The organism is Fructilactobacillus sp. X7R7C1, assembly GCF_059901065.1.
Genome location: NZ_JBWXVF010000002.1, coordinates 12,214 through 37,072, shown reverse-complemented (window position 1 = coordinate 37,072; position 24,859 = coordinate 12,214). Strand labels below are relative to the sequence as shown.

Below are 24,859 nucleotides of genomic sequence, written 5' to 3'. Positions count from 1 at the left end.
GCACCAATGGGCGCTCCGATTAACGGTCAATTAAGCTTCATACATATCACGTAAAGGCTTAGTAATTAACATATTAGCATCATCAATGACTTTGCCCATTGCTTTTTCTTTACCCATCAATTTTTTGATGATATCAAGACTGTTCATTTTATTGGCAAGATCTTGAGCTTTTTTCATATCATCTTGCGAAATTTGTTGACCAGCCATTTGCTTTTGTCTTAATTCATTTTGATTAGTTTGAAAGTCCTTAAATGTCTTAAAAGCATCTTTGTCCTTCTTTAACTCATCGTATGTGGCTTGGAGTTCTTTAAATTCATCAGTCTTTACTAGTGCATCCTGTAAAGTTTGTGCGTCTTTCATTACATCATTTTCTGCCATAATTATTTCCCTCCTTAAATATTGTTACAGTGTATATTTTAACATACGTGAAGCTATCGGCCTAGTAAAGCTTTCGCACCGCTAATAACTTCTGAGGCACCCTTTTTAATTCCACTGGCACCTTCTTTAACGATTCCCTTAACGACTTTACCAGTATCATTAGTAATACCCTTAAATAGTTTAGAATTCTGCGTATCATTATCTTCATCACCATCACGTGCCACCGTTTGTGCGTCTTGGACACCAAATTGGGTTCCCTTGGTGTACGGAAGAATTTGTTGCATTTGTGTCTTGTACAACGGACCAACGTCGGTCCCAGTCAAATTCTCTAAATGATGCGTAGAGTTGGTACTATCAAAGCCTTCCCAAGTTGCTACCACAACGTTAGGAGTGTATCCGATGATCCATTTATCTTTGGTAGCATCGGAATCTGGAGTATTATCAGCCTCAGTACTTCCAGTTTTTCCGGCAACTTGATACCCGCTCGGTTTAGCATCAACACCAGTTCCATTATCAAAGACACCAAGCATCATACTTGTCATCTGTCGTGCCGTTGAAGGAGACATGATTTGTTTTGAACTTGGATGTTCATTATCAACGATCGTCTTCCCTGTCGAATCAACGATCTTAGTAATATAGAACGGCTGTGAAATTTTCCCCTTATTAGCAAAAGCAGTATAGGCACCAGCCATTTGTTGTGGGGAAACTCCGTTGGACAAGCCCCCAAGGGCCAATGCTAGATTCTTATCCTTATCCGTGACCGGTAAGTTGAATTTTTTAACCGAATCGTATCCCTTGTTCACTCCGATCTTATTTAATAACCAAACTGCGGGCGCGTTCATACTCTGTGCTAGAGCTTGGTACATCGGAACTTTTCCTGTATAAACATCATTGTAATTATGCGGAGTATAGTGATTTGATCCATACGATTTCTTCTGGTTTTCAAGTTCAGAATCATAATAATACCCGTTTTCAAGAGCTGGCGTATAGACCGCAAGTGGTTTCATCGTCGAACCAGGCTGACGTTTAATATCGGTCGCACGATTATAACCACGGAAAACCGTCTTACCACGTCCACCAACAACCGCTTGAACCCCACCATTTTTTGGATTCAAAGCAACCGATGCAGCTTGGACCTTGGTCCCATCCGAAGCATCATTAGGAAACAAATTAGGATTTTTAAAATCAGTCTGAAAGCTTTGCTGCTGTTGCTGATTTAGATTCGTATAAATTTTATACCCGTGATTCATGATGTCAGATTCAGTTAATCCATATTTTGAGATAGCCTCATTAATAACAGCATCAAAATAATAGGGATATTTATACCCATTAGTAGAACGATAGGAATTTTTAGTGTTCAACGGCATGGCTTGGTATTTTTTTGCCTCTGAATTAGTGATCTTATGGTTCTTTGCCATTAAATCAAGAACCACATTTCTCCTCTGACGTGCCGCCTCCGGATGATCAATCGGATTATTACTAGGATTCGATAGCATCCCTGCTAACACAGCTGCATCCTGGACCGGTAAATCTTCCGCAGACTGCCCAAAGTATCGCTTCGAGGCATCTTCGACTCCATACACACCATTACCAAAGTAAGCGTTGTTCATGTACATCGTCAAAATTTGGTTCTTTGAATAAACGTTCTCAATCTCAATTGAAATGAATAATTCTTTAAGTTTTCTGGTCAAAGTTTGTTGCTGGGAAAGAAAAGTATTCTTGGCTAACTGCTGCGAAATTGTACTTCCTCCACCACTAATGTAATCACGACCCAGTACCTTATTCTTAATCGCAAGTAAAATGGCTCTCCCGTAACCACTAACCGAATAACCGTGTTCCTTATAAAAATTACGATCTTCCGTCGAAAGGATGGCATTAGGAATATTTTTTGAAATCTTATTCATCTGAACGTAAGTACCTTTTTGTGCGTACAATTTGCCAGCTTCTTGGTGATGTGAATCATAAATCACAGTCGATTTTGATAAATTAGACTGAAGATCACGAACGTGCGAAGTCTTTGCCACAATCGTCAAATAACTACTTAAAACCAAGATAACGAATAAAACAACTACAATAATCCATCTTGTAATTTGAAATCTACGCCAGAATTTTCTGAAGTAACCCCAAATTCTTTTAAATATTGACTTACTTTTGCTGTTGTTATCCATAAAAGTCCAAATCTCCTTTTATCATTAAATGCTATTGTAACACATGGACATTAATGGATTTTAAAAGATAAAGTGGATGTCAATTGACATCCACTTTATTCTACATTTGATCGGGTGCTTTAATTCCCAACAATCTTAACGACTCTTTTAATACAATCGCAACACTTTTGACAAGGTCGAGACGGGCGTCTTGCTCATCATCGTCCGCTAAAATCTTAGAATGAGCATAATATTTATTGAATGACTTAGCTAGTCTTAGCGAATACTTAGCAATATCAGAAGGCTCGAATTCATTTCGAGCTTGTTTTACAACTTCTGGAAAAGCCTGAAGTAACTTAATGACTTCAAAAGCACCTGCATCAGTCAATTCATTTGCTGATTCATCAAATTCTTTTTTACCAGACTTCCGCAAAATACTCTCAGCACGAGCATGGGCATACTGAACGTATGGACCAGTCTCACCTTCAAATTTTAATTGGTCTTTAAGTACGAAATCAATGCTATTGATTCGCTCACTCTTAAGATCACCAAAGATAATGGCACCAACCCCAACTTGTGTAGCCACTTCATCTTTATTCGGTAAATCAGGATTCTTCTCAGCAATTTGTTGTTTTGCCATGGTAATTGAATCATCTAAAACCTTGTTTAATAAGATAATATTCCCACGTCTAGTTGAAAGCTTTTTTCCATTAACCGTAATTAAGCCAAACGGGATATGATGAACACCGTCCGCATTCTTTATGCCCATCTTTTTTAAGACAGCTTTTAGTTGATGGAAATAATTAGTTTGTTCGGATCCTACCACGTAGAGATTCATGACTGGATGATACGTCCGTTCACGGTATAACGCCGTTGCAATGTCTCTAGTAATGTAAAGAGAAGCCCCATCGCTCTTTAAGATAAGTGCTGGATTTAGGTTAGCGTTACTTAAATCGACCACTTGAGCTCCTTGAGATTCCTGAAGCAATCCATCTTTTTTTAGGATGTCAACCACTTCATCCATTTTGTCATTGTAAAATGACTCACCATTATAGGTATCAAATTTAACGCCCAGTTTTTTATAGGTATTATTAAAAGCCTCTAACGACACATCCCTAAACCACTTCCATAGTTTGGTAGCTTCGGGATCACCATCTTCGAGTTTTTTAAACCATTCGCGTGCTTCTTCGTCTAGTTCAGGATTTTTCTGATCTTCCTTATGAAATTTAACGTAATACTGAACTAAGTAATGAATTGGATGACGCTTTACGTCCTCTTCATTTCCCCACTTTAAGTAAGCCGTAATTAACTTACCAAATTGGGTTCCCCAATCACCTAAATGATTATCTTTAATTGTTTTATATCCATTTTTTCTTAAAATTTCGGAAATTGAATTTCCAATCACAGTGGAACGAAGGTGTCCCATTGACATTGGCTTAGCAATATTTGGAGAAGACATATCAATGGTCACGGTCTGATCCTTGCCATCGTAATTATCACCATAGTGCTCTTTATCCGTCAAAACCTCTGACATGACTTGCTTACTAACTTTTCCTTTATCCAAGAAGAAGTTAACGTAAGGACCAACGGCAACGACTTTATCAAACTGACTTCCATCAACATTATTGACGATATCCTTTGCGATCTGTTGAGGAGCTTTATGTAACTCCTTAGCTAGAATGAAAGTTGGAAATGCTAAGTCCCCGTTATCTGAAGTTTTCGGTTTCTCAATTTTTCCGTAAATATCACTCGTTGAAATTTGGTTGTTAGTTGCATCAGCAACTACGTCTGCAACTTGTTGTCTGTAATCCATAATATCCTCCTCATAAATAAAAAGCCTCTTACATTAATTAAATCAATGCAAGAGACGAGATTACCCGCGGTACCACTCTATTTGGAAATACCCACTCATTATTAAATTTGTATACCTAGAAAGGACGCCTTCCCAATCACAATTTATCTAACTCACATCAACTTAGATTTGCTTTGAAATTATAATTAGTACTACACTCTCATCGTTGGTAGCTTCCCAAAGCGGGTGACGGGAATCGAACCCGCGACGTAAGCTTGGGAAGCTTAAATTTTACCACTAAACTACACCCGCAATACGTGTATAATTATATCATGAATTATACCCCTTGTCATCAAGACTTCTACAGAGCCGTATGATAAAATTTGATTGGAGGCTAAACATCATGTTAATCTACATAATTACTTTACTATGGATTCTTTTATTAATCTCACTAACAATCGGAATCACGCGTAAACAAGACAAAAAGATTATTAAGGGTGTCGTCTATACGCGCGCGTTTTACATTCTTTTGTTGATTAGTGAAGTGGTTTTTACCTTGAATCACTTTAACGAGCATCGTTATTTGGTCTCTTTAAGTTTTATAATGACAATCGTCGCGATTTCTTTCATTGATATTTGTTACCAGAGAAAAATCCAAGGTAATTTAAAACCCTACGTAATTTTATTGACACTGATTTCGATTTTAATCTCAATTGGGCTTTTGTTTTTCATTCAATAATTACTACTAAAAAATCATCCAATCACTTGGATGATTTATTTTTTTGCATTTTTTCAGCTAATCGAATTGATTCATCAACTAGCTCCGCTTGCGCATCAATCACAGGGTAATCATGATTACCAGCTCGTTCTTCTGCTACCGAAATCTCAGTACAACCTAAAATCACCACATCGCTATCCAATTCATTAACCATTTGATTTAAAATATGATGATATAATTTTGGATCGACATAATCCTGCTCCTTAACACCTTTATAAATTAAATCCATCGTTTCGTCCGCAATTTCTGCGGTAGGGTGCACAACTTCATATCCAGCTTTAGTAATTTCTTTATCATATACCTTGTCCTTTAGAGTTCCCTTAGTGGCAATTAGCCCCACTCTTTTAGCGTGTGGAAACTTCTTGGCAATTGCGGCTACCGCTAACCTAGGCATATGCAAAATTGGAACATCCGTCATACCCTGTAACTGATCATAAAAATAATGGGCAGTATTACATGGTAACGCAAAAAATTCTGGTCCCAGTTTGCTCTGTTGTTTAATATCTTCTTCAAGTGGAACTAGTGGGCTCGGATTATTTTTTGGGTCAGTAATATAATCCGTCCGGTCCGGAACCGTCGCATGATTAACTAATATATAATTTAAATAATCCTGATCACAGTGAGCTGGGGTCCGTTGATTTAGTAAATGAACATAACTCTCAGTCGCTTGGGTCCCCATCCCACCAATAATTGTGAAAAACTTTTTCATTATCTTATTCCTTATTCATATGAAAATATTTTTTGAAGTTTTTTGCGTAATTATGGTCCATCCATTTCATAAGTAGCCAACGCATGAAGTTTTCATCTTTTTTATACCAAAAAGTCGTTCCCCACTGACCTTTTTTGATCAGCTCTTCTGCCTTCTTTTTATCTTCATTATCTTTGGCGTACTTACGAAAAACACGATTGGGCACCCCTAACCATAAATAATATTTCTTAGGATCTTGATTGGCATACACTGTCTTTTGGTCCGCTAGGTCATCTTGAACGTAATCACGAACCACCCATTGAGCAAGGTTATATCCATTTAGGGTGACAAAGAAACTGCTGCGTCCCTGTCTCAAATTGATTTCAAACAACTTGTACGTATCGTCTCTAACATCATACTTCATGTCAAAATTAGCATACCCAGTAAATTCAATCGACTCTAAAAACTGTTGAATCTGATCATAAATCCGTTGATCAAAGTCAGGAATAATCGTGACGTAGTTACCAATTGCAGACGGTGCCGGATCTTCCAAAAGTGGATGGCCTAAACACATCATCTTAACATGATGATTCTTGTCAACATAAGCATTTAAGACCCGCATGTTGCTGTCATCACCTGGGATGAAATCTTGGACGATCAAGTCTGAAGTATAACCATTATTATAAATTTTTGAAACAATGTCACGATACTCGGCATCACTTTTAATGGTAAAAGCTTTCTTTCTTCCCTCAAAACGGATATCCAACCATTCCACGCTATTGGTTGGTTTAAGTGCAATTGGATAATCAAATGGTTGATCAAAGTCATTATCTTCAAAATTGCTTTTGGAAATAATCTTGGTGCCGGGATATGGCATTCCATACTTATCACACATTTTATAAAAATTTTCTTTACTATTAAGTTGTTTTATTAACGAATAATCAACGTATGGACAGACAAAGACATCTTCTAAATCTTTCTTATGTTTAGAAATTAACTCAGCATAACCATCCCCACATCCAATTAAAATGACCGGTTCTTTGTGGTTGGCATACTTCTTTTTTAACTTTTTCATCTCTTCAAACCATACTGGATCCTCACTAAAGCCGGGAATAAACGTCAGATCCACAATTTTGGTAAATCTTGTGGGGGCTAATCGTTCCTGGGCATAAGCCTTGACACGCTTACCATACAACTCGTAGAAAGAACGCGCCATCCCGTACACATTAAAGTCACTTCCAAGTAAGATCGGAGTGAAATCTGGAACTTTCTCATTTGTCATTACCATTTAAACCCTCCAAGTAATCTTCCACGATAACCGAATCGGTTGGATAAGGTGTATCAACACCATTAATCTTTTGATAAGGATCGCGTCCTTTACCCGCTACTACAATAATATCTCCACGTTTACCAAAATTAATGGCCTTTTTAATGGCTTTTTCACGATCCATTTCGAAATGAACGTCAACCTTATCATGATCGATATGACTATCAATTTCCTTTGCAATCTTCATGGGATCTTCATAAGCGGGGTCGTCAGTAGTTAAAAACGCTACATCGGCATTTTGAGTCAACGCCTTGCCAAATCCCTCTCGACGGTCAATTCCCTTATTGCCCGGGCTTCCAACCACTACAATAACTTTTCCACTAGGGTCTTGTCGTTTTAAAAATCCTAGTAATGCATTCATACTAGCATAATTATGGGCATAATCCACATGAACGTTCCCATGGTTTTTAGACTTAAAGATTTCCATTCTTCCAGGAATTTTTGCTCCTGCCAAACCATCTAACATATCACCACGTTTAAAGCCAGCAAGTCCAGCCGATATGATCGAAGCGGTTGCATTTGATTCATTGTAATCACCTGGAATACCAATGCGATAATTTCCGTCTAAGCCTAACTTTTTAGCTTTATCAGAAATGGAACTTAATTGAATATCGTTATCAGTCAAGCTATCTGAAACTGGCTCGTACGTGAAATCAAGGTCGATTTCAAGTTGTGGAGTCGTCCCCTTTTTACCAAACAAATAAATATTTTGGGGATCAGTTGTGGTTTTGGCAGCATAATAAATATCAATCAGGTGGTCTGAATCGGCATTCAAAATGCACTTATTTGAATTAACCAAGAGTTGTTCTTTACAGTGCAAATAGTTTGCAAAAGTCGGATGTTCGTTTTCCCCAATGTGATCGGGAGAAATATTTAAAAAATTACCTACGTTATACTTTAATCCAAAAACCCGATTTTTTAAGTATGCCTGAGACGAAACTTCCATAATGAGATATTTCATCCCATTATCGACAGCGGATCTCATATTCTTAAAAATATCTAGTGATTCTGGAGTGGTTAGATGTGACTTAAATGTTTGATTTAGTTCATTACCAACCACGGTATTGATAGTTGAAAATAAGGCGGTTTTATTCCCACTCGCCCTCCTAATTGCATCCCGAGTGAAATATGAAGAGGTCGTTTTCCCCTTAGTACCCGTAAAGGCAATGATGAACAAATCGTCTTGTGGATAATTGAAAAATGCAGCAGAGATCAAGGACATTGCTTTTTGAATATTAGTAACCAAAATCTCATTCATTCCGTTACTTTCAGATAAATGATCTTCACACACGATTCCAGTTGCTCCAGCCTTTTTTGCTAACGTAACAAATTCAGGCTTAAAGTTTCCCTTCCCAAAGAATAAGGTTTTCGGTTTTATGTCTCGTGAATCATAACTAACGTAGTTAAAATCATTATCATTAGTCTGATTAACTGATTTTAATAAGTCATGTTCACGAAGAATATTTTTAATTTCTTGAATGCTTAGTGACAAAAAATTCAGCTCCATTCCGCTAATTTTTGTAATGGAAATCCAAATAAATCATTCGGACTTTAATTTTGTTTTTAATTTACTCCTAGACAATTCTACCAAAAGAAAGAGATAATGACTAACTCAAAACCAATAATGAAAACATAAATTAATATAATAAAAAACATTCTGCGTAAACTAAATTAATTCCAGTTCACACAGAATGTCTTTTTACTACTTAACATCTTTTAATTTTTGCTCACTAACATTATCCAATCGGTCACCAACTGCATTCACCATCTTCAAACATTTTTCAATATCATCCTGGCTCATATCCAAAACAGAAAAACATTGATTAACGTGTTCATATACTTTATCACGACGTTCCTTAGCGTATTCTGTAGTGTCAACGATGACAACTCGTTCATCTTTATGACTACGTGTTCTTGTCACCCATCCCTGCTTTTCAAGCCGTTTCAACAACGGGGTTAAAGTCCCACTATCTAAGTCTAAGTAGGATCCAAGCTCACGAACGGTCATTGGGGCATGTTCCCATAACACCAACATGGTAATGTATTGTGGATAAGTTAAATTAAATGGAGATAAAACGATTTGGTAGTACCGACTAAACTTTTTACTTGTATTATAGATTCCAAAGCACAATTGGCTTTCAATCTTACGTGGTTCAACCATTATAATCTCTTCTTTCTAAAAACTCTTGTACTATCTTATATTTTACACAATTAAATAATAAATACAAGGATACTACAAAATTGAGTGTTTATTTTACGACATTTTTATTGTATGATTGAAAGGTAGTAATTGCCCGAGTGGCGGAATTGGCAGACGCGCAGCGTTCAGGTCGCTGTTCAGTTTACTGAGTATGAGTTCGAATCTCATCTCGGGCATTCGTTACTAACAAGACGTTATCAAGCTTATTGATATCGTCTTTTTTCATTAATAGTAATTAAATTATGTAAACAAAAAGAGTGGACAATTGTCCACTCTCTCACTACTTTTTATCTAATATAATCGCCTAGATCGTAAATTAATTGGTTCTTAGCTTGGTAATAATAATTGCGTAATGGATGAAGATGGTTATTTTTAACGATCCATGGCTTATCAAAATTAGTGTAATGAATAATCACAGGGTGCTTAAGTGCATTTGCCTCAGCTGCTCGACGCTCTGGGATAGGATTTAATCCACTCTCACCCTTAACTAGATGACTTTGCAAATTATACTTAGGGTCAAGTTTTTTCCAGTGTCCATTAAAAATGGCGTTTAGAGCATCTTGGTCTTGATACTTCAGCATATCAGGTTTATCAATTGCTAACTTTCTAACTTTCTCAGAAGTGTCATTATCATTCCAAGCTTTCGTATCAATTAGTAACAATCCGGCATTGAAATACTGACCCGGTTCATCACTAACATGCATCTTTTTTAACCGGTCAACGTAACCAGAATCCTCAACAGCACCGACAATGTTGCCATCAAGATCGGTATTAAAAAGATCCGAAATGTCACCCACACATACCATATCAGCATCCAAATAAAGGATCTTAGGTTCATGAACTTCTTCAGGAATCTCAATTCGATAGTAAGTGTTTTCTTTAATTGCACTATCCGGAGATTTTACATTAGCATCCTTATATGCAGCGGTGTTGGGTTGCAAAAAGTTAATTGCCTTACAGTTGTCGTAGACTTTTTCCAAGGCCTTTAACAAATCAGCACTGTTGGAACTTAAATGATCATTAACAACGTAAAACGTGAAACTTGAATTCTTATTATGGTTCAATATTGACGAATAGTTGACTGCCAGCGGTATCGCCATATTGTTATCAGTAGTAGATGCAATTGTAATCATACACATTATCCCCTTCAAAAATATTTGAAACTATTTGGCCACTTGTAAAAATAAGTATCACTAATTTTCGTAGCGATATTTATAAAAGTGGACCACTTTATGACCTATCTATTTCGAACAACAACAACGTTTACCGTCGCATTTTTACTTCCAATGGTAATGGTAGCGTTATTATTCTCAAATCGATATCCAGTTGGAGCAATTAAAGTTTGCTTTTCACCTGGGATACCAGTAACTGAAGTTGCATTCACGTACTGCCCCTTTTTATTTACAAAATTAACTTGTTCAGTTATGGAAATCGAAGGGACATTGTAGTTGGTTGCCCAAATCCAATTACCGGGATGTGATTGTCCATCTGCAAGACTTAAATTATTCTGCAATTGATTGTTATTATCAATGTTCATCCAATTGGGTGATTTAACAGTGTAATCTTTTCCGTCAAATACAAACTGGGTACCCACTACCGGTTCTGGAATAATTGGACCTGCACCAGGTGCATCAGGAGCCTTTAAGATTGTCTTATCACCTAACTTAATTTGGTGAAGATTATTATCACCCTTCATGAAAGCGGACAATCCATTATATTTACCCTTAGAAGCTGCCTGAGTATCGAAGCTAGTTAAATCTAGGCTTTGTAACTGATGGTCATCCTGAAACATATTACTCAAACTACGATTATTAGGATTAATTTTAAAACTCGTTAAACCGGCAATGTTTTTAACAGCATAGTCATAAACAAACATTGAACTCATATCAATAACTTTAGAAGTGTCAAAATGACTGACGTCGATGTCTTTAAGAAGAATATCGGCACCAAACATCAGTCTCATACGATTAACATTTGAGGTGTCAAAGTGAGTGACATCAATACTTTTTAGTGCTGTATCACCATTAAACATATAATCCATACCAGATACTTTTGATGTATCCAATTTATCGAGACCATTAATAGTTTGCAGGTTTTTTAAACCTTGATTGCCCTGGTGGAGTGGGTCATCATCTGCCGATTGAGAAAAAAGATAATCAGAATTTGATGGGGCATACATCTTATCTTGGATATTAATAACTTGCGCATCATTTAAAGCCTGACGTAAATCTCCAAGTTGTGAATATGCATAGGTTCCCAAGGTTTTATCTTTACCGCTCAACGTTAAAGTCCGATTGATCTCATTATAGTTCCAGTTGACCTGTCCCCACGTACCACTATCATATCTTAATTTAGAAATCCTAGGTCTAGCTTGTGAGGTCATTTCCTTAGTATCCGTTGCTGCTGCATATGTAGTTTCAGTGTGATTTGCTGAACTATTCATCTGCAAGCCAAAGAATAAACCAACGGTCACACCTGCGATTAATGCTCCCTTAGTTACCTTTTTCATTAGATCATCTCACTCTCTTATATTTCCCTACACTTCTAAAGTAGGCCATAAATGCCGTCATGTCAACATTTATGCTTTATCATGTGAAAAAAATACCATAATAATTACATTAATTATGTAAAAAGAGAATAATAATGTGCGTTATTATTCCCTCTTTTAGTTTCTATAAATCTATATCATTGGATTTATATAGTTATAATCTATCCATAAAAACATTGATTAAACTATCACCATGCCAATAAAAATCATTGGAGTCTATGTAAGAACCAGAAGTATTAGCTTCTGGTTCTACAATAACTAGTCGTTTAGACGAATAGTAGCGTGATAAGAACTACCATCTGTGGCCTTGCCAAAATAATCGTCTGTAATCGAGCGAAAAACCATTTTCCCGTTCGGTAAGTTCAAATATTCGGCATCATATGGAAAAACAACGGAGTAATTGTTTTTATTTCCAATACTGTAATAGTAAATAGTTCTACCACTAAGCCGAACGCTTCGATCTGTACTTGGAACTACTAGTTTAAACTCCTTCATTATGACTCACCTCCTTTCCCATCAAAAAAGGTCATACTACGAAGTAGCATGACCTAAATGGTATTTCAGAGTATTCATCATATTGAAATACGAATAAATTCGCATAGTTGTTTTAATTTCAAATCTTATAACAAGACTTAGGCTATCATTAAATGATTTTTCACGTACTCAATAACACTTATCTTCCACCAACTTATCATTTATGACAGTATTAATTACGGTGTTAAAAGCTTCTCACACTTTCTAACACCACGTGAACACTATTTCCTACATTAGCATTCACAAAATTGTCTAGTTATTTTTAATCTCAACATTCAATATTTCATTATGAATCTCTTACTGCTTACTTCACAATTTAGATTATAAACTTTATTAAAAACAACGACAATAGAGTCTTAAATTTCACAAAACATAATTATAATACCTTGACATCAGTATTTATCCTAATTATTAATTCACTTTTGTCTCATAATATAATAATTATTATTATATAATATAACCAATCAGTCGCTTTATTGACAAAAATTTACTGCATAATTTTAGCGATTAAAACATAATTTGATATAATTAACCAATGGAGGAAATAATATGAAAACAAAAGCTTATGAAACTTATAATTTAGTTGAATACGATAAAAATCTTCCTTATGAAGTTGGCGATTTAGTCGAAGTTACATTTGTTAACCCAACTGGCTTAGGTGATAACCAAGACGATTGGTTAAAAGTCGTGAGACATGACGTTGGTGAATCAACCAGTATTCATGATGAATTCAGGTTTAATTCAAAATGCATCAAAGCAGTAAAGAAGTCAAACTAAAAAAAGGTCCTCACAAAAGTGAGGACCTTTTTTTAAGCATTATCATGTGCAATTTTAGCGGCAGTAGCGCCAGCAATAGCTCCAACAATATCATCAATAAAAGTATTGACAATTTGACCGTTTGTATCGAGTTCTTTTACAATTCCATTTTTATTAGTGTCAATTTCACCATAATTAGTAACCCCAATCGTCCCATAGATTGAAGCAATTCCAAGTGCCAACGTTTCATCAACGCCAAACACCCCTAAATCATGAGAGACAATGCTTTCAAGTGGCTCTTCTAACTCGCCATCTTGTGCTAAACGATCCAGTTCAAGCCCTACCATTGCGTTATTCAATACTTCCCTTTTATGCAAAATATCATTAACAATCCCACAAACATAGTCTAAATCAGGAACATTTGAATATTTTTTCTGTAAATCAATTGCAATCTGTGCAATATCTTTAATCGTTACTCCATGTTCATTCAGTCGCTTAAGCACAAAATTATACGCCTGAGTGTCAGGATATTTATAGTCTCCTCGATCTACCATTAGTTAATCTTCCTCCATATCTTTCATCAGGGTCATATCATATTCGTTTGGATAATTATCTTGAGTAATCATCATTGTCATTACACTTTTATCCTTAAGATGACCCTTTATAATTGCATCAACGTACATCTCTTTATGAAAATCTCTTTGAAATTCGGCAAAACTCGATAAAAATCTAAAGTTCAAAACCACGTCACTACTATTTCTAGAACTTAAAACACCAATGACCTCTATTATTTTACTCTTCTTCATCTCGTTAACTATCGGAATAACAACATTCTTATAAAATATTTCAACTTCATGTAATTTTTGAGTTAAATTATGAATTCGTTGATTAATTACGTTACACTTCTGAAAGTCAGTATTATTCAACTCTTTCATCCCATTCAACAAATAATCCTTATCATTATTGAGTAGGGCATTTTTTAAATCCGCTGACTTTTGATCGTCATCCCCATCGTTTAAAACACTAGCTAATTCATCAATTGTGTTCACGTCATAATCATTTTTGAGTTGATCAAGATTCATGATCCAGTGTAAATACTGCTTTTTAAGCTGCTCCAACTCTTCATCAGCCGCCATTAATTGATTCTTTAATTGATTAAAATAATTAAATTCAACTACGTCCATTTTTCACTCCACCACTATAAGACTGCCATTAGCATAAATCCGGTTGCAATTAGGTTATTTAAAAAGTGGACCCCAATCGAAACTTCAATTTTCCCCGTTTTCTTGTATACATACGCTAAAATCATTCCCAAAATAGCATAAATCATAAAACTAATCACGTTAGAACTCATGTGACCACAAGAAAAAAGTAACCCACTAAAAACAATTGGCAGCCAAAACGCATTTTGATTAAAAAAGGCATTAATAAAAAATCCTCTAAACACCAATTCCTCTAACACTGGGGATAAAAAAATCGCCGAAAAGCTCATCAAGACCAACACCGTCATGTTACTTTGAAAAAGACTTAAAATGGCATTATTATTCTTTGTTCCCAGTTGGTTAAAAATCAATTTATTTAAAACTTGAAGCACAATCTCAATAACAAAAAAGCTAAAGATTGACAATAAAATAATCTTTAAATCGTGACCAGTAAGCCGATGACTTCGTTGCCTGTACACACTTCGATAAGCCCATAGCGCTAAACTAATTACGACAAGAAAAATAACAATGTAAGAGGATCCATAAAGAAAAGCCTTGAATCCATGATAATCGTGAATTCCAATCATTTGAACTGGTACTTGAACCGCAAAAATCAAAAAAATTAGTCCAATAAATACAACGGCTCTTTTCAAAAATTTAATTAAACTCATTTCCCACTTCATTAATCCAATTCATCTCCAAATTTTTCCACTAACATAGAATACCATAATAATAAGGTCTGAAACAAAGAAGGAAAATTAGTGTTCAAATCTATCGTTAACCTAACTGATTCGAAATGATATACTAAAAGACGTTATTAAACTAAAAGAGGAGCTAAGCATGGTGATTATTACAGCTGGAATGATTGGTGTCGGTAAAACAACCTTAACGGGAAAAATTGCCGCACATTATGGAACAGAGCCCTTCTACGAGCCAGTGGGAGACAATCCTGTTTTGCCACTTTATTATAAAGATCCAAAACAGTATGGCTTCTTACTCCAAATATACTTTTTAAATAAACGCTTTTCGATGATTAAAAAGGCGTTAAAACAAGACAACAACGTGTTGGATCGATCTATTTACGAAGACGCGCTTTTCACCAAAGAAAATAATGCTGAGGGAAATATTTCTGACGTTGAATTAGAAGTTTATTTAAAACTACTTGAAAATATGATGGATGAACTTAAAGAGCTTCCAAAAACAAGTCCCGACCTTTTAGTCTATGCCTACAGCGATTTCGACACCATCTTATACCGAATCCAAAAGCGTGGTCGTGACTATGAACAATGGGACAACGATCCAGGACTGGAAGAATATTATTACAAAATGTGGAAAGCTTACCAAAAATGGTATGACGAATACAACGTCAGTCCTAAGATGAAAATTAATCTTCAAAAGTACGATCTAGAAGATCCCCAAAACGTTTCTAAGGTATTGGCAAAAATTGATAAAGAATTAAAAACGATCCGATAAAAAAACTTTGAACACGATGTTCAAAGTTTTTTTATCTCTACTTAGACAATTCATAAATTGACTGACCGTAAATCGACATTGCCAAAATCAAATCATTAACAGGTGTGTATTCGTTAGCTTGGTGCATCGTGTCCTCTGTTCCTGGGAAAAGTGCTCCAAAGGCAACCCCACGTTTCATCATTCGCGCATACGTACCACCACCAACAACTTCTGGTTGAGCGTCATCCTGATCAGTTTGATCGCGATAAACACCCATTAAGGTTTTTACAATGGGATCGTCTGCATCAACAAAGTGGGGCACCATTTGCGAAATTTGTTTGGTTGACCCGTTAAACCGATCAGCGGCATCTTGAACTTTAGCTAAAATTTTATCAGTCGTAATCCCCTTGGGATACCTAAAGTTAGTGTTGACCATCCCACCATTTTCATGATCAAAATTCATTAGACCAACGTTCATGGTTAGTTCTCCCATCACATCATCAGTAAAATTAAGCCCCAATTTATGAGCACGAGAATCATCATGCAGTTTTTCGTCGATGAAGTTCAGGATATTAGCACCACTAGTATCAAAACTATAATCAACCAAAAAGTCAGCTAAATAGGTTCCAGCATTGATACCGTTCTTAGGTTCCATTCCATGGGCTGCTTTCCCGACTACACTGATTTTAATATTGTTCCCTTCGATTTCATAGCTTCCAGTTACGGGAACCCTATCTAAATATTTTTCAAATTCATCGGCCATTTTGGAGACATCCGCAGCAACAACGTCAGCTTCTGCATCACGTGGTACCATATTTTCACGCAATCCGGCATTAAAATGCATCAGGGTGTTCTCACCATCACTTTTATTGGAAGCAAAATGCGTTTCAAGCGTCACATTACCCTTTTCCCCATTGATCAAGGGAAATTCGGCGTCTGGCGAAAATCCAAATGAAGGATCTGGTTCAACCTCAAAATAGCGTTTCATTCCAGTCCAGTCACACTCTTCGTCCGTTCCAATTATCAAGCGAATTTTGACCTTCGGCTGAATCCCTGCATCTTTAAGCATTCTTAATCCATAATAGGCGGCAAGTCCTGGTCCTTTGTCATCAGAAACTCCTCGACCAATTGCATTGTTACCCTCAAGCTTTAGTTCGAATGGATTGGAATCCCAACCTGCGCCACCGGGCATCTCATCAGCATGTGACAAAATTGCCATGGTTTCATCGCCTGAACCATACTCAATGTATCCCACTACGTTATCAATGTTTTTGGTGGTAAACCCATCACGATCACCAAAAGAGAGAAACTGTTGTAATGCATGAGCTGGACCTGGGCCCAATGGGTATTTGTCCGTTGCGTGCTCCAAGTCCCTCGAACTATCAATTGAAATCAATTTTTTTAAATCATTTAAGTAATCATCTTTGTAATTTTGTGCTTTATCTTTCCAGTCAATTGCCATGTTATACCCTCCTACTTAGTCATTCCTTATTCTAACATAATCAAGAAAGTAACAACTCATTTGGACAACATTCAACCAACGCATGATATAATGCAACCGAGGTGAACAAAATGAAGAAAATTGATAAATCAATTCTAACTAAAACCATCCGCATTCGACCCAAAAATAGTTTTAAAGGAACTTACGGTAAAATCGCTTTAGTTGGTGGAAACGAAAACTTTGGTGGTGCAATCATAATGAGTTCGCTTGGAGCAGTTTACTCTGGCGTTGGACTCACAACTACTATCACGGATCCAACGAATCAAAGTGCGCTCCACTCTTGGCTACCCGAAGCAATGTTTGCTGACTATAACGACACTGATCAAATGGTTCAACTCATTAAAGCTATGAAAGTTATTACCATTGGCTCTGGGCTTGGGACCGATGATCATAGTTGTGAAATTATGGAAACCGTATTTGATAATGTTACCCCCGATCAAATCCTCTTAATTGATGGTTCGGCCATCACGATGATCGCTGAACGTGGGTTAAAATTACCACAAGCCAAATTAATTTTCACTCCACATCAAATGGAGTGGCAACGTTTATCAGGAATTAAAATGGCCGATCAAACTGAGGCACGTAACCGAGAAGCCCGCGACAAAATTGGTGGGATTGTCGTTCTTAAATCTAATCGTACTCAGGTTTATACTCCAAATGAAGTATACCAAAACACGACTGGGACGCCTGCTCAAGCAACTGGAGGGATGGGTGATACTCTTGCTGGAATTATCGGTGGATTCGTTGCCCAATTTGACGACGAGGTTGATGCTGTTTTAGCAGCCGTTTATTCCCACAGTGCAATTGCCGACGAACTAGCAGCCACTCAATATGTAGTTCTCCCTCATCAAATCTCACAACGGCTTCCACGCTTCATGCATGAACACGAAGCATGAATTTAATTTATAAAAAAAGAAGATCCTGACTGGATCTTCTTTTTTTATCGAATGTGTAAAAACTTCCTCACACTTTGCATCTTATTTCCTAAGACCTTATCAGCTACCCGACTTTTAAGTACCAAGAATAGGTACACAAATCCACCAGCTAACGTAGCCAAAATCGAAACAAACAAACTGATTAGTGAACTATTGTAATTGACTACCATCCCAAACAAGAAGTTAGCTCCATAAACTACAATTAAGGCCACAAAGTATGTGATCAAAGCAAACGCTAAAATTTTAACAGAATTAGATTTAATACTACTCATTTCCAATCCAAACTCATGTCTTAAGGAATGCACAATCAGATAGTTAGCAACTGTAAATCCAACTGCGGTTGCCATTAAGGCTCCAAAAGCTCCAAAGAAGTAAACTAAAGGAACTTGCGCAACTAACTTAATTACAATTCCAACCACAAAGTATTTAACTGCTCGTCTATTTTCAGAGATTCCTTGCATTAATGCGGTAACCACCGTAAACAAGCCTAGACTAATTGAAATGATAGCAGAAAACGTTAAAATGTCCGCTCCTAAATCCATATTGGCGGTTCCATAAAAGGTTCGGTTGATCGGACCAGCAATAGCTGCCATCCCTAAAGCTGCAGGAAGCATGACAAATTCAAATAAAATTAACGCATTACTAAGTTGCTTACTAATTGAATGAATGTCACCTTTGGTTCGGGCTTCAGAAAGCAACGGAACTACGGTAATTGCCAAGGCGGAAGCTAACGAAACCACAATCATAATCAATTTATTCGCATTAGCCGCAAAAATAGCATAAATATACTGTAAATTAGTATTAGTATAATTAGTTGCCCAACGCATAATACTAAAAAAAGAATATTGGTCAATTAATTGAAAAATGGTAATGCCAGAACCAAGAATAATAAACGGAACCGCTTGACTAATAATTTCTTTATAAAGATCGTTAGTCTTAACGTTAATAGCGTTATCACTTGAAGCAATAAGCCCCTGAAAATGATCACGTCGTCGCCAGTAATACCATCCTAGTGCTAAAAAACCAAAAATAGCACCGATGAAGGCGGCAAAAGTTGACTGGGTAACGGCGGTTACCCAACTTCCGTGGATCACGATCATAATGAAGAAGGCTGAAGCCAACATGTAAATGACACGCGCGAGTTGCTCAACAAATTGTGACATTGCTGACGGAGCCATCTGTTGGAAGCCTTGAAAATATCCACGAGTTAAACTCATCGCAGGAATAATTAGGACGGCCCATGCTAACGAACGAATCACCGGAACCGCATTTTTACCCCCACTACCAGCTAAGATTGGAGCAAAAAAATAGATTAAAAGTGCACAAACGACTCCGGTAATAACCGAAAGGGTAATTCCCTTCTTATAAAGTCGCGCACTTACCCCATACTCATTTAACGCATTATAATGGGCCACTTCTTTTGCAACCGCCGACGGAATCCCCGCAATGGCAATTGTCAAAAACTCACTATAAATGTTGTAACCCATGGTATACAACGTGTTGGCAAGCGGAAACAATGACGCTCCAAAAATCAATCGCCAAGGAATGATGTAAATGGCACCAAGAATTCGTGAGAGGATGCTTCCAATGGTCATCCAGGCTGATCCTTTAACCATCTTACCTTGTGATCTTTCACTATCTTCAATTTCTTCTTTTTCTAATTCATCTTGTTCGAAATCGTTGTTCACAAATTTCCCCTACTTTCACGTTACAAATATAAATTTTAACCATTTCGAAAAATAATTTCAAATTTATTCAAGCTTAATTTGCAACAATATTAACAATTTTCTTTGGAACGACGATTACCTTTCTAACAGTCTTTCCATCAAGGAATGATTTAACATTTTCATCATTTAAAGCAACTTTTTCAGACTCGTCCTTCCCAGCATCCACGCTAACTTTAATGTGACCTCTTACTTTTCCATTAACCTGAACCACCAGTTCAACTTGGTCTTCTTTTAACTTACTTTCGTCAGCTTCTGGCCACTTGGCAAGTTCAATGGAATGATCATGACCCAACTTTTGCCACAATTCTTCAGCAACATGTGGCGTAATTGGTGAAAGAAGTTTAATGAACCCTTCCGCGTACTTTTTAGGTAACCTTTGTGCTTTATATGCATCATTGATGAAAACCATCATTTGAGAAATGGCAACGTTAAAACGCATATTTTCAAAGTCATCAGTCACCTTTTTAACGGTTTGGTTATAAATCTTATCAAGCTTTCCGTCATTATCATCAACGATCACATCACTTACCGTGTCATCATCATTCATGTACAAGCGCCAAACTCGTTTAATCCAGCGGTTGGCACCAACAATTCCATCGGTATTCCACGGTTTAGATTCAGAAAGTGGTCCCATAAACATCTCATATAGGCGCAGCGTATCAGCACCGTACTGTTTAACAATATCATCGGGATTAACTACATTTCCCTTGGACTTTGACATTTTTTCATGATTAGTACCAAGAATCATACCTTGATTAACTAATTTTTGGAACGGTTCTTTTGTTGGAACCACCCCTAAATCATAGAGCACCTTATGCCAAAACCGCGCATACAACAAATGAAGAACAGCGTGTTCAGCACCACCGACGTACAAATCAATTGGAAGCCAGTACTTCAATTTTTCTGGATCAGCAATCATTTTATCATTATGAGGATCAACGTATCTCAAGTAGTACCATGAACTGCCGGCCCACTGTGGCATCGTATTAGTCTCACGCTTACCATGACGACCGTTCTTATCTGTCACGTTCACCCAGTCAGTAAGATTGGCTAACGGACTCTCTCCGGTTCCAGACGGTTGAATGTCAGCCGCTTTAGGAAGCCGTAATGGTAACTGGTCTTCTGGAACTAAGGAAGTTGTGCCATCATCCCAGTGAATTACTGGAATGGGTTCACCCCAGTAACGTTGGCGACTAAAAATCCAATCACGTAATCGATAATTAACCTTTTTATTACCAGCATGATGATCCTTTAACCATTCGATAATTTTATCGATAGCTTGTTTTTTATTCAATCCATCAAGAAAACCGGAATTAATGTGAACCCCATCGCCCGTGTAAGGTGCATCATCAACATCACCACCCTCAATCACTGGAATGATGGGCAAATCGAACTTCTTAGCAAAATCAAAATCCCGTTGGTCATGAGCAGGGACGGCCATGACTGCACCGGTTCCGTAACTTGGCAGAACGTAATCACCAATCCAAATTGGAATTCTCTTTTGGTTCACAGGATTAATTGCGTAAGCTCCGGTAAATACTCCCGATTTATCTTTGTTTAAATCAGTTCTTTCAAGATCTGATTTAGAGGCAATCTTAGCCCGGTAGTTTTCTACATCGGCCTTTTGTTCTGGTGTCATAATTTTATCTACAATCGGACTTTCTGGTGAAAGCACCAGGTAAGACACCCCATAAATAGTATCAGGACGAGTAGTAAAGACTTCGATCTTTTCATCTTCTTCATTTACATCAAATGAGATACTAGCCCCAACGGAACGGCCAATCCAATTTCGTTGCATTTGTTTAATGCTTTCAGGCCAGTCTAAATCGTCAAGATCATCTAACAAACGGTCAGCGTAGGCAGTGATTTTCAAAACCCACTGTTTCATAGGTTTTCTGTAAACGTCATAACCACCACGTTCAGTTTTTCCATTAACAACCTCTTCGTTTGAAACAACGGTTCCACCCATGAAATCAGGAGCCCAATTAACCTCAATCTCATCTTCATAGGCTAATCCCATTTTGTACAACTTTTCAAAAATCCATTGAGTCCATTTATAGTAATTAGGATCCGAAGTATTGACTTCACGATCCCAATCATAAGAAAATCCAAGCGATTTAATCTGACGTCTAAAATTGTCAATGTTTTTCTTCGTAAAATCACGTGGGTTGTGACCGGTCTTTAACGCATATTGTTCTGCCGGCAGCCCAAAGGCATCCCATCCAATTGGATGAAGGACATTTTTACCCTGCATCCGTTTAAAGCGCGCCATGATATCAGTGGCAGTGTAACCTTCTGGATGACCGACATGAAGCCCCTGACCTGATGGATAAGGAAACATGTCTAGCACGTAATATTTATCTTTCTCTTGTTTATCACTGGTTTTAAAAGTTTGGTGATCATCCCAATACTTCTGCCATTTCTTTTCAATTTTTGAATGATCGTAAGCCATCAAATTCACTCCTTATTAGTTCGTTAAAAATCACCATAAAAAAAGCCTATAGAAAAACAATTCTATAGGACGAGGTTCCGCGGTACCACCTAAATTTCTCATAAGAGACCCTTGATTCCATAACGCGGAAAAACGTTTAACTTTTAATTCGGTTAAAACTTCGATGATAAGTTCAATCATTCTATTTCCAAGTTTGCATCACCCACTTGGTTTCTGAAAAATAAAACAATCTAATACTTCACCTAAATGATATATTATATGATTAAATAAACTCTACCAAATTTTATTCAAAAAAACAAGTTAATCACAAACAACTGATATAATAATTAGTGAGGTGTTTCAAATGAAACTACAATCAGCATTAAATTTTAGCCACACTCTACTAAAACAAATTGTTAAACCAGGTGAAACCGTAATCGATGGAACGGCCGGACTAGGCCACGATACCCTTTATTTAGCTCAACTTGTTGGTAAAAACGGCCATGTTTTTAGCTTTGATATTCAACCGAATGCCGTTTTAGCCACCAAACAACGCTTAACGAAATACGGTGAGCAAAAACAATGTCAAGTTATTCTTGATGGACATGAAAACGTTAAGAAATACGTTCAGAACAGTCCAATTGCGGCCGCAATTTTCAACTTAGGATACCTTCCCACTGGTGACAAAAAAATCATAACAAAACCCAAAACCACCATTAAAGCCGTCAGTGATATTCTTAAATGTTTAACTCCTAACGGAATCATCATTTTAGTACTGTACTATGGTCACGCTGGCGGCAAAGAAGAAAAGGAGCAGGTTTTAAAATTTGCTAGTAGCCTCGATCAACACAGTTACCACGTTTTAAAATACCAATTTATCAATCAAATCAATGATCCGCCAATCCTAGTAGCAATTCAAAAACGAACTAAGTAATGTTAGTTCGTTTTCTTTTGCATATTCTTATGGTCGAACCAGTTCACCACATACGATAAAATTACTAATAATAAAGCCAAAATAAAGATATGATGAATGGCACTGTAAAGAATCTCATGCAGCACGGGCAAAACCTGCTTGGATAAATTAACCGCCGTCTGGGGATTAATCAGTGTATTCATCATTTTTAAGTTAGTCCCTGGATGTTCACTAACCCCTTTTGCCATCGAAGTGTTCATCACAATTCCAAAGATGGAAATCATAATTGTTTGACCAAGGGTCCGACTCAGGGTATTAAACGAAGAAGCCACCCCAACGTGTTCTGGTGAAACCTCGTTTTGAACCGTAACGGTGGAAGTAGTAATGGTAATTCCAAAGCCAGTTCCTAAAACGGCTGAAAGAACAAAGAAAACCCAAAATGGCGTAGTAATCGGAAGCAGGACCATACAAATTGCTCCTAGCAAAACAAATGCCAAACTAAAGTTCATAATCTGTTGTGGCCGGTACTTCAGAATCATTTTCCCTGAAATAAAAGAACCAACCAGCCATAGAACGGAACTAGGTGTGATCGCAAAGCCAGCCATGGTGGCTTTTAATCCTAAAATACCCTGGGTCCAATCCGGCAAATAAACCTCATATCCAAAAATAAAACCACTAATCAGAGCTGCAATTAAATTCTGGGTGACAAATGTTCGACTTTTAAACATCTGGATTGGAATTAGTGGATCAGTCGCTTTTTTCTCCTGTCGATAAAATAAGATTCCACTAATAACTGCTACCACCAAACATCCAGTCACCATTATCCAATTGATTGGAGCTTCACTTAAGACTTGAAACATGTACATAACTGAAAACAAAAGAACCGCAATCAAGACGACACCAGGTAAATCCATCTTACTTTCAATCTTGCGTTTTGGTTCGTGCAAAAATAATGCAATCAAAATAATCGTCAGTATCCCAATCGGAACATTAATGAAGAAAACCCAATGCCAAGAAAGGTTGTCAACCAAAAATCCGCCTAGTAATGGTGCAACCACTGAGGCAATTCCCCACGCTGATCCATTCAAACCAACCACTTGAGCTCGTTTTTCAAAAGAATACATGTCAGCAATAATGGTAAATGATACTGGCATAATCACTCCTGCACCGACTCCTTGAACTGCTCGCCATAAAATCAATGTTCCCATACTATTGGACATTCCTGACAACATGGAGCCAATAACAAAGACCACCAGACCAAATATAAAAACCGATTTACGACCTAATTGATCGGCTAACTTCCCATAAATTGGGGTGGCAATTGAATTTGTCAAAAGAAAAATTGAGAAAACCCAGTTCATCAACGACACCCCATGAAGATCACCGACAATCGTGGGCATTGCCGTCGAAACAATGGTTCCCTCAACTGCGCTCATAAATGTGGCAACAAATAATGCAATTGTCACAACTTTAACGTTTGTTTTACCCTTCATATTTCATCATCTTTCTATTTGATACAATAAAAAACGACCATTGAAGGTCGTCATTTA

General features: G+C 37.1%; 22 protein-coding genes, 2 tRNA genes and 1 other annotated feature. Of the genes, 6 read left to right on the top strand and 18 right to left on the bottom strand.

All coding sequences use genetic code 11. The features are described from left to right. Positions 1-30 precede the first annotated feature (30 nt). From AC6UDC_RS03125 to AC6UDC_RS03110, 4 genes are all read right to left on the bottom strand, one after another. On the bottom strand, positions 31-378 hold the full coding sequence (locus tag AC6UDC_RS03125) for a YlbF family regulator (protein WP_500693643.1): 348 nt from the start codon (positions 376-378) through the stop codon (positions 31-33). A 53-nt stretch (positions 379-431) separates the two neighbouring features. Next, entirely contained in the window at positions 432-2,546 is a 2,115-nt protein-coding gene (locus AC6UDC_RS03120; protein WP_500721274.1) for a transglycosylase domain-containing protein, read from the bottom strand. Between the two features lie 100 nt (positions 2,547-2,646). Further along, positions 2,647-4,338, bottom strand: a complete 1,692-nt coding sequence (argS, locus tag AC6UDC_RS03115; RefSeq protein WP_500693641.1) for an arginine--tRNA ligase — start codon at positions 4,336-4,338, stop codon at positions 2,647-2,649. A gap of 220 nt (positions 4,339-4,558) precedes the next feature. Next, positions 4,559-4,629 (bottom strand) — tRNA-Gly (locus AC6UDC_RS03110). Between the two features lie 61 nt (positions 4,630-4,690). Here AC6UDC_RS03110 and AC6UDC_RS03105 point away from each other — a divergent pair. Further along, a complete protein-coding gene (locus tag AC6UDC_RS03105) occupies positions 4,691-5,056 on the top strand; it encodes a DUF1516 family protein (RefSeq protein WP_500721270.1) in 366 nt (121 codons plus the stop codon). A 22-nt stretch (positions 5,057-5,078) separates the two neighbouring features. Here AC6UDC_RS03105 and AC6UDC_RS03100 read toward each other — a convergent pair whose 3' ends face one another. The 4 genes from AC6UDC_RS03100 to AC6UDC_RS03085 form a co-directional block, all read right to left on the bottom strand. Further along, complete coding sequence (locus AC6UDC_RS03100; protein WP_500721267.1) at positions 5,079-5,804, bottom strand: aspartate/glutamate racemase family protein; 726 nt, start codon at positions 5,802-5,804, stop codon at positions 5,079-5,081. A gap of 4 nt (positions 5,805-5,808) precedes the next feature. Then, on the bottom strand, positions 5,809-7,065 hold the full coding sequence (locus AC6UDC_RS03095) for a carboxylate--amine ligase (protein ID WP_500695733.1): 1,257 nt from the start codon (positions 7,063-7,065) through the stop codon (positions 5,809-5,811). Further along, complete coding sequence (locus AC6UDC_RS03090) at positions 7,055-8,602, bottom strand: UDP-N-acetylmuramoyl-L-alanyl-D-glutamate--2,6-diaminopimelate ligase (protein WP_500693638.1); 1,548 nt, start codon at positions 8,600-8,602, stop codon at positions 7,055-7,057. Before AC6UDC_RS03090 ends, AC6UDC_RS03095 begins: the two co-directional genes overlap by 11 nt. 210 nt (positions 8,603-8,812) lie before the next feature. Beyond that, positions 8,813-9,271 carry a MarR family winged helix-turn-helix transcriptional regulator gene (locus AC6UDC_RS03085; protein ID WP_500693637.1) on the bottom strand — a complete coding sequence of 153 codons (459 nt, stop codon included), beginning with the start codon at positions 9,269-9,271 and terminating at the stop codon, positions 8,813-8,815. Between the two features lie 131 nt (positions 9,272-9,402). Between AC6UDC_RS03085 and AC6UDC_RS03080 the strand changes: the two genes are divergently transcribed. Further along, a tRNA-Leu gene (locus AC6UDC_RS03080) sits at positions 9,403-9,486 on the top strand. Positions 9,487-9,597: 111 nt separating this feature from the next. Here the strand turns inward: AC6UDC_RS03080 and AC6UDC_RS03075 are convergent. The 3 genes from AC6UDC_RS03075 to AC6UDC_RS03065 form a co-directional block, all read right to left on the bottom strand. Next, positions 9,598-10,443 (bottom strand): glycosyltransferase family 8 protein, encoded by an 846-nt coding sequence (locus tag AC6UDC_RS03075; protein WP_500695734.1) that lies wholly within the window; start codon positions 10,441-10,443, stop codon positions 9,598-9,600. A 104-nt stretch (positions 10,444-10,547) separates the two neighbouring features. Next, a complete protein-coding gene (locus AC6UDC_RS03070) occupies positions 10,548-11,819 on the bottom strand; it encodes a BspA family leucine-rich repeat surface protein (protein ID WP_500721262.1) in 1,272 nt (423 codons plus the stop codon). 297 nt (positions 11,820-12,116) lie between these two features. After that, positions 12,117-12,353, bottom strand: a complete 237-nt coding sequence (locus AC6UDC_RS03065) for a hypothetical protein (protein WP_500693634.1) — start codon at positions 12,351-12,353, stop codon at positions 12,117-12,119. Positions 12,354-12,941: 588 nt separating this feature from the next. On the opposite strand from AC6UDC_RS03065, the gene AC6UDC_RS03060 reads away from it, so the two are divergent. Continuing rightward, complete coding sequence (locus AC6UDC_RS03060) at positions 12,942-13,169, top strand: SH3 domain-containing protein (RefSeq protein WP_500693633.1); 228 nt, start codon at positions 12,942-12,944, stop codon at positions 13,167-13,169. Between the two features lie 32 nt (positions 13,170-13,201). Here the strand turns inward: AC6UDC_RS03060 and AC6UDC_RS03055 are convergent, their stop codons facing one another. From AC6UDC_RS03055 to AC6UDC_RS03045, 3 genes are read right to left on the bottom strand one after another with little or no spacing between them, the layout of a single operon-like run. Beyond that, the gene (locus tag AC6UDC_RS03055) at positions 13,202-13,702 is read right to left on the bottom strand and encodes a phosphatidylglycerophosphatase A family protein (RefSeq protein WP_500693632.1); all 501 of its coding nucleotides are present in this window, start codon (positions 13,700-13,702) and stop codon (positions 13,202-13,204) included. 3 nt (positions 13,703-13,705) lie between these two features. Next, a complete protein-coding gene (locus AC6UDC_RS03050; protein ID WP_500721259.1) occupies positions 13,706-14,332 on the bottom strand; it encodes a hypothetical protein in 627 nt (208 codons plus the stop codon). A 14-nt stretch (positions 14,333-14,346) separates the two neighbouring features. Beyond that, positions 14,347-15,033, bottom strand: coding sequence for a CPBP family glutamic-type intramembrane protease (locus AC6UDC_RS03045; protein WP_500709179.1), 687 nt, complete (start codon positions 15,031-15,033; stop codon positions 14,347-14,349). Positions 15,034-15,190: 157 nt separating this feature from the next. On the opposite strand from AC6UDC_RS03045, the gene AC6UDC_RS03040 reads away from it, so the two are divergent. Beyond that, entirely contained in the window at positions 15,191-15,823 is a 633-nt protein-coding gene (locus AC6UDC_RS03040) for a deoxynucleoside kinase (RefSeq protein ID WP_500721256.1), read from the top strand. 37 nt (positions 15,824-15,860) lie between these two features. Here AC6UDC_RS03040 and pepV read toward each other — a convergent pair whose 3' ends face one another. Beyond that, positions 15,861-17,264: a dipeptidase PepV gene (pepV, locus tag AC6UDC_RS03035; protein ID WP_500721253.1), complete on the bottom strand. Its 1,404-nt coding sequence runs from the start codon at positions 17,262-17,264 to the stop codon at positions 15,861-15,863. A 110-nt stretch (positions 17,265-17,374) separates the two neighbouring features. Between pepV and AC6UDC_RS03030 the strand changes: the two genes are divergently transcribed. Next, on the top strand, positions 17,375-18,199 hold the full coding sequence (locus AC6UDC_RS03030) for an NAD(P)H-hydrate dehydratase (RefSeq protein WP_500721249.1): 825 nt from the start codon (positions 17,375-17,377) through the stop codon (positions 18,197-18,199). Positions 18,200-18,243: 44 nt separating this feature from the next. Here AC6UDC_RS03030 and AC6UDC_RS03025 read toward each other — a convergent pair whose 3' ends face one another. After that, positions 18,244-19,926 carry a putative polysaccharide biosynthesis protein gene (locus tag AC6UDC_RS03025; protein ID WP_500693626.1) on the bottom strand — a complete coding sequence of 561 codons (1,683 nt, stop codon included), beginning with the start codon at positions 19,924-19,926 and terminating at the stop codon, positions 18,244-18,246. A gap of 73 nt (positions 19,927-19,999) precedes the next feature. Further along, on the bottom strand, positions 20,000-22,417 hold the full coding sequence (gene leuS, locus AC6UDC_RS03020) for a leucine--tRNA ligase (RefSeq protein ID WP_500721246.1): 2,418 nt from the start codon (positions 22,415-22,417) through the stop codon (positions 20,000-20,002). A gap of 62 nt (positions 22,418-22,479) precedes the next feature. Next, positions 22,480-22,673: a binding site (T-box leader), on the bottom strand. Between the two features lie 87 nt (positions 22,674-22,760). Here leuS and mnmM point away from each other — a divergent pair. Further along, positions 22,761-23,330, top strand: coding sequence for a tRNA 5-(aminomethyl)-2-thiouridylate-methyltransferase MnmM (mnmM, locus tag AC6UDC_RS03015; RefSeq protein ID WP_500699547.1), 570 nt, complete (start codon positions 22,761-22,763; stop codon positions 23,328-23,330). Positions 23,331-23,332: 2 nt separating this feature from the next. Here mnmM and AC6UDC_RS03010 read toward each other — a convergent pair whose 3' ends face one another. Continuing rightward, positions 23,333-24,802 (bottom strand): MDR family MFS transporter, encoded by a 1,470-nt coding sequence (locus AC6UDC_RS03010; protein WP_500699548.1) that lies wholly within the window; start codon positions 24,800-24,802, stop codon positions 23,333-23,335. Positions 24,803-24,859 lie beyond the last annotated feature (57 nt).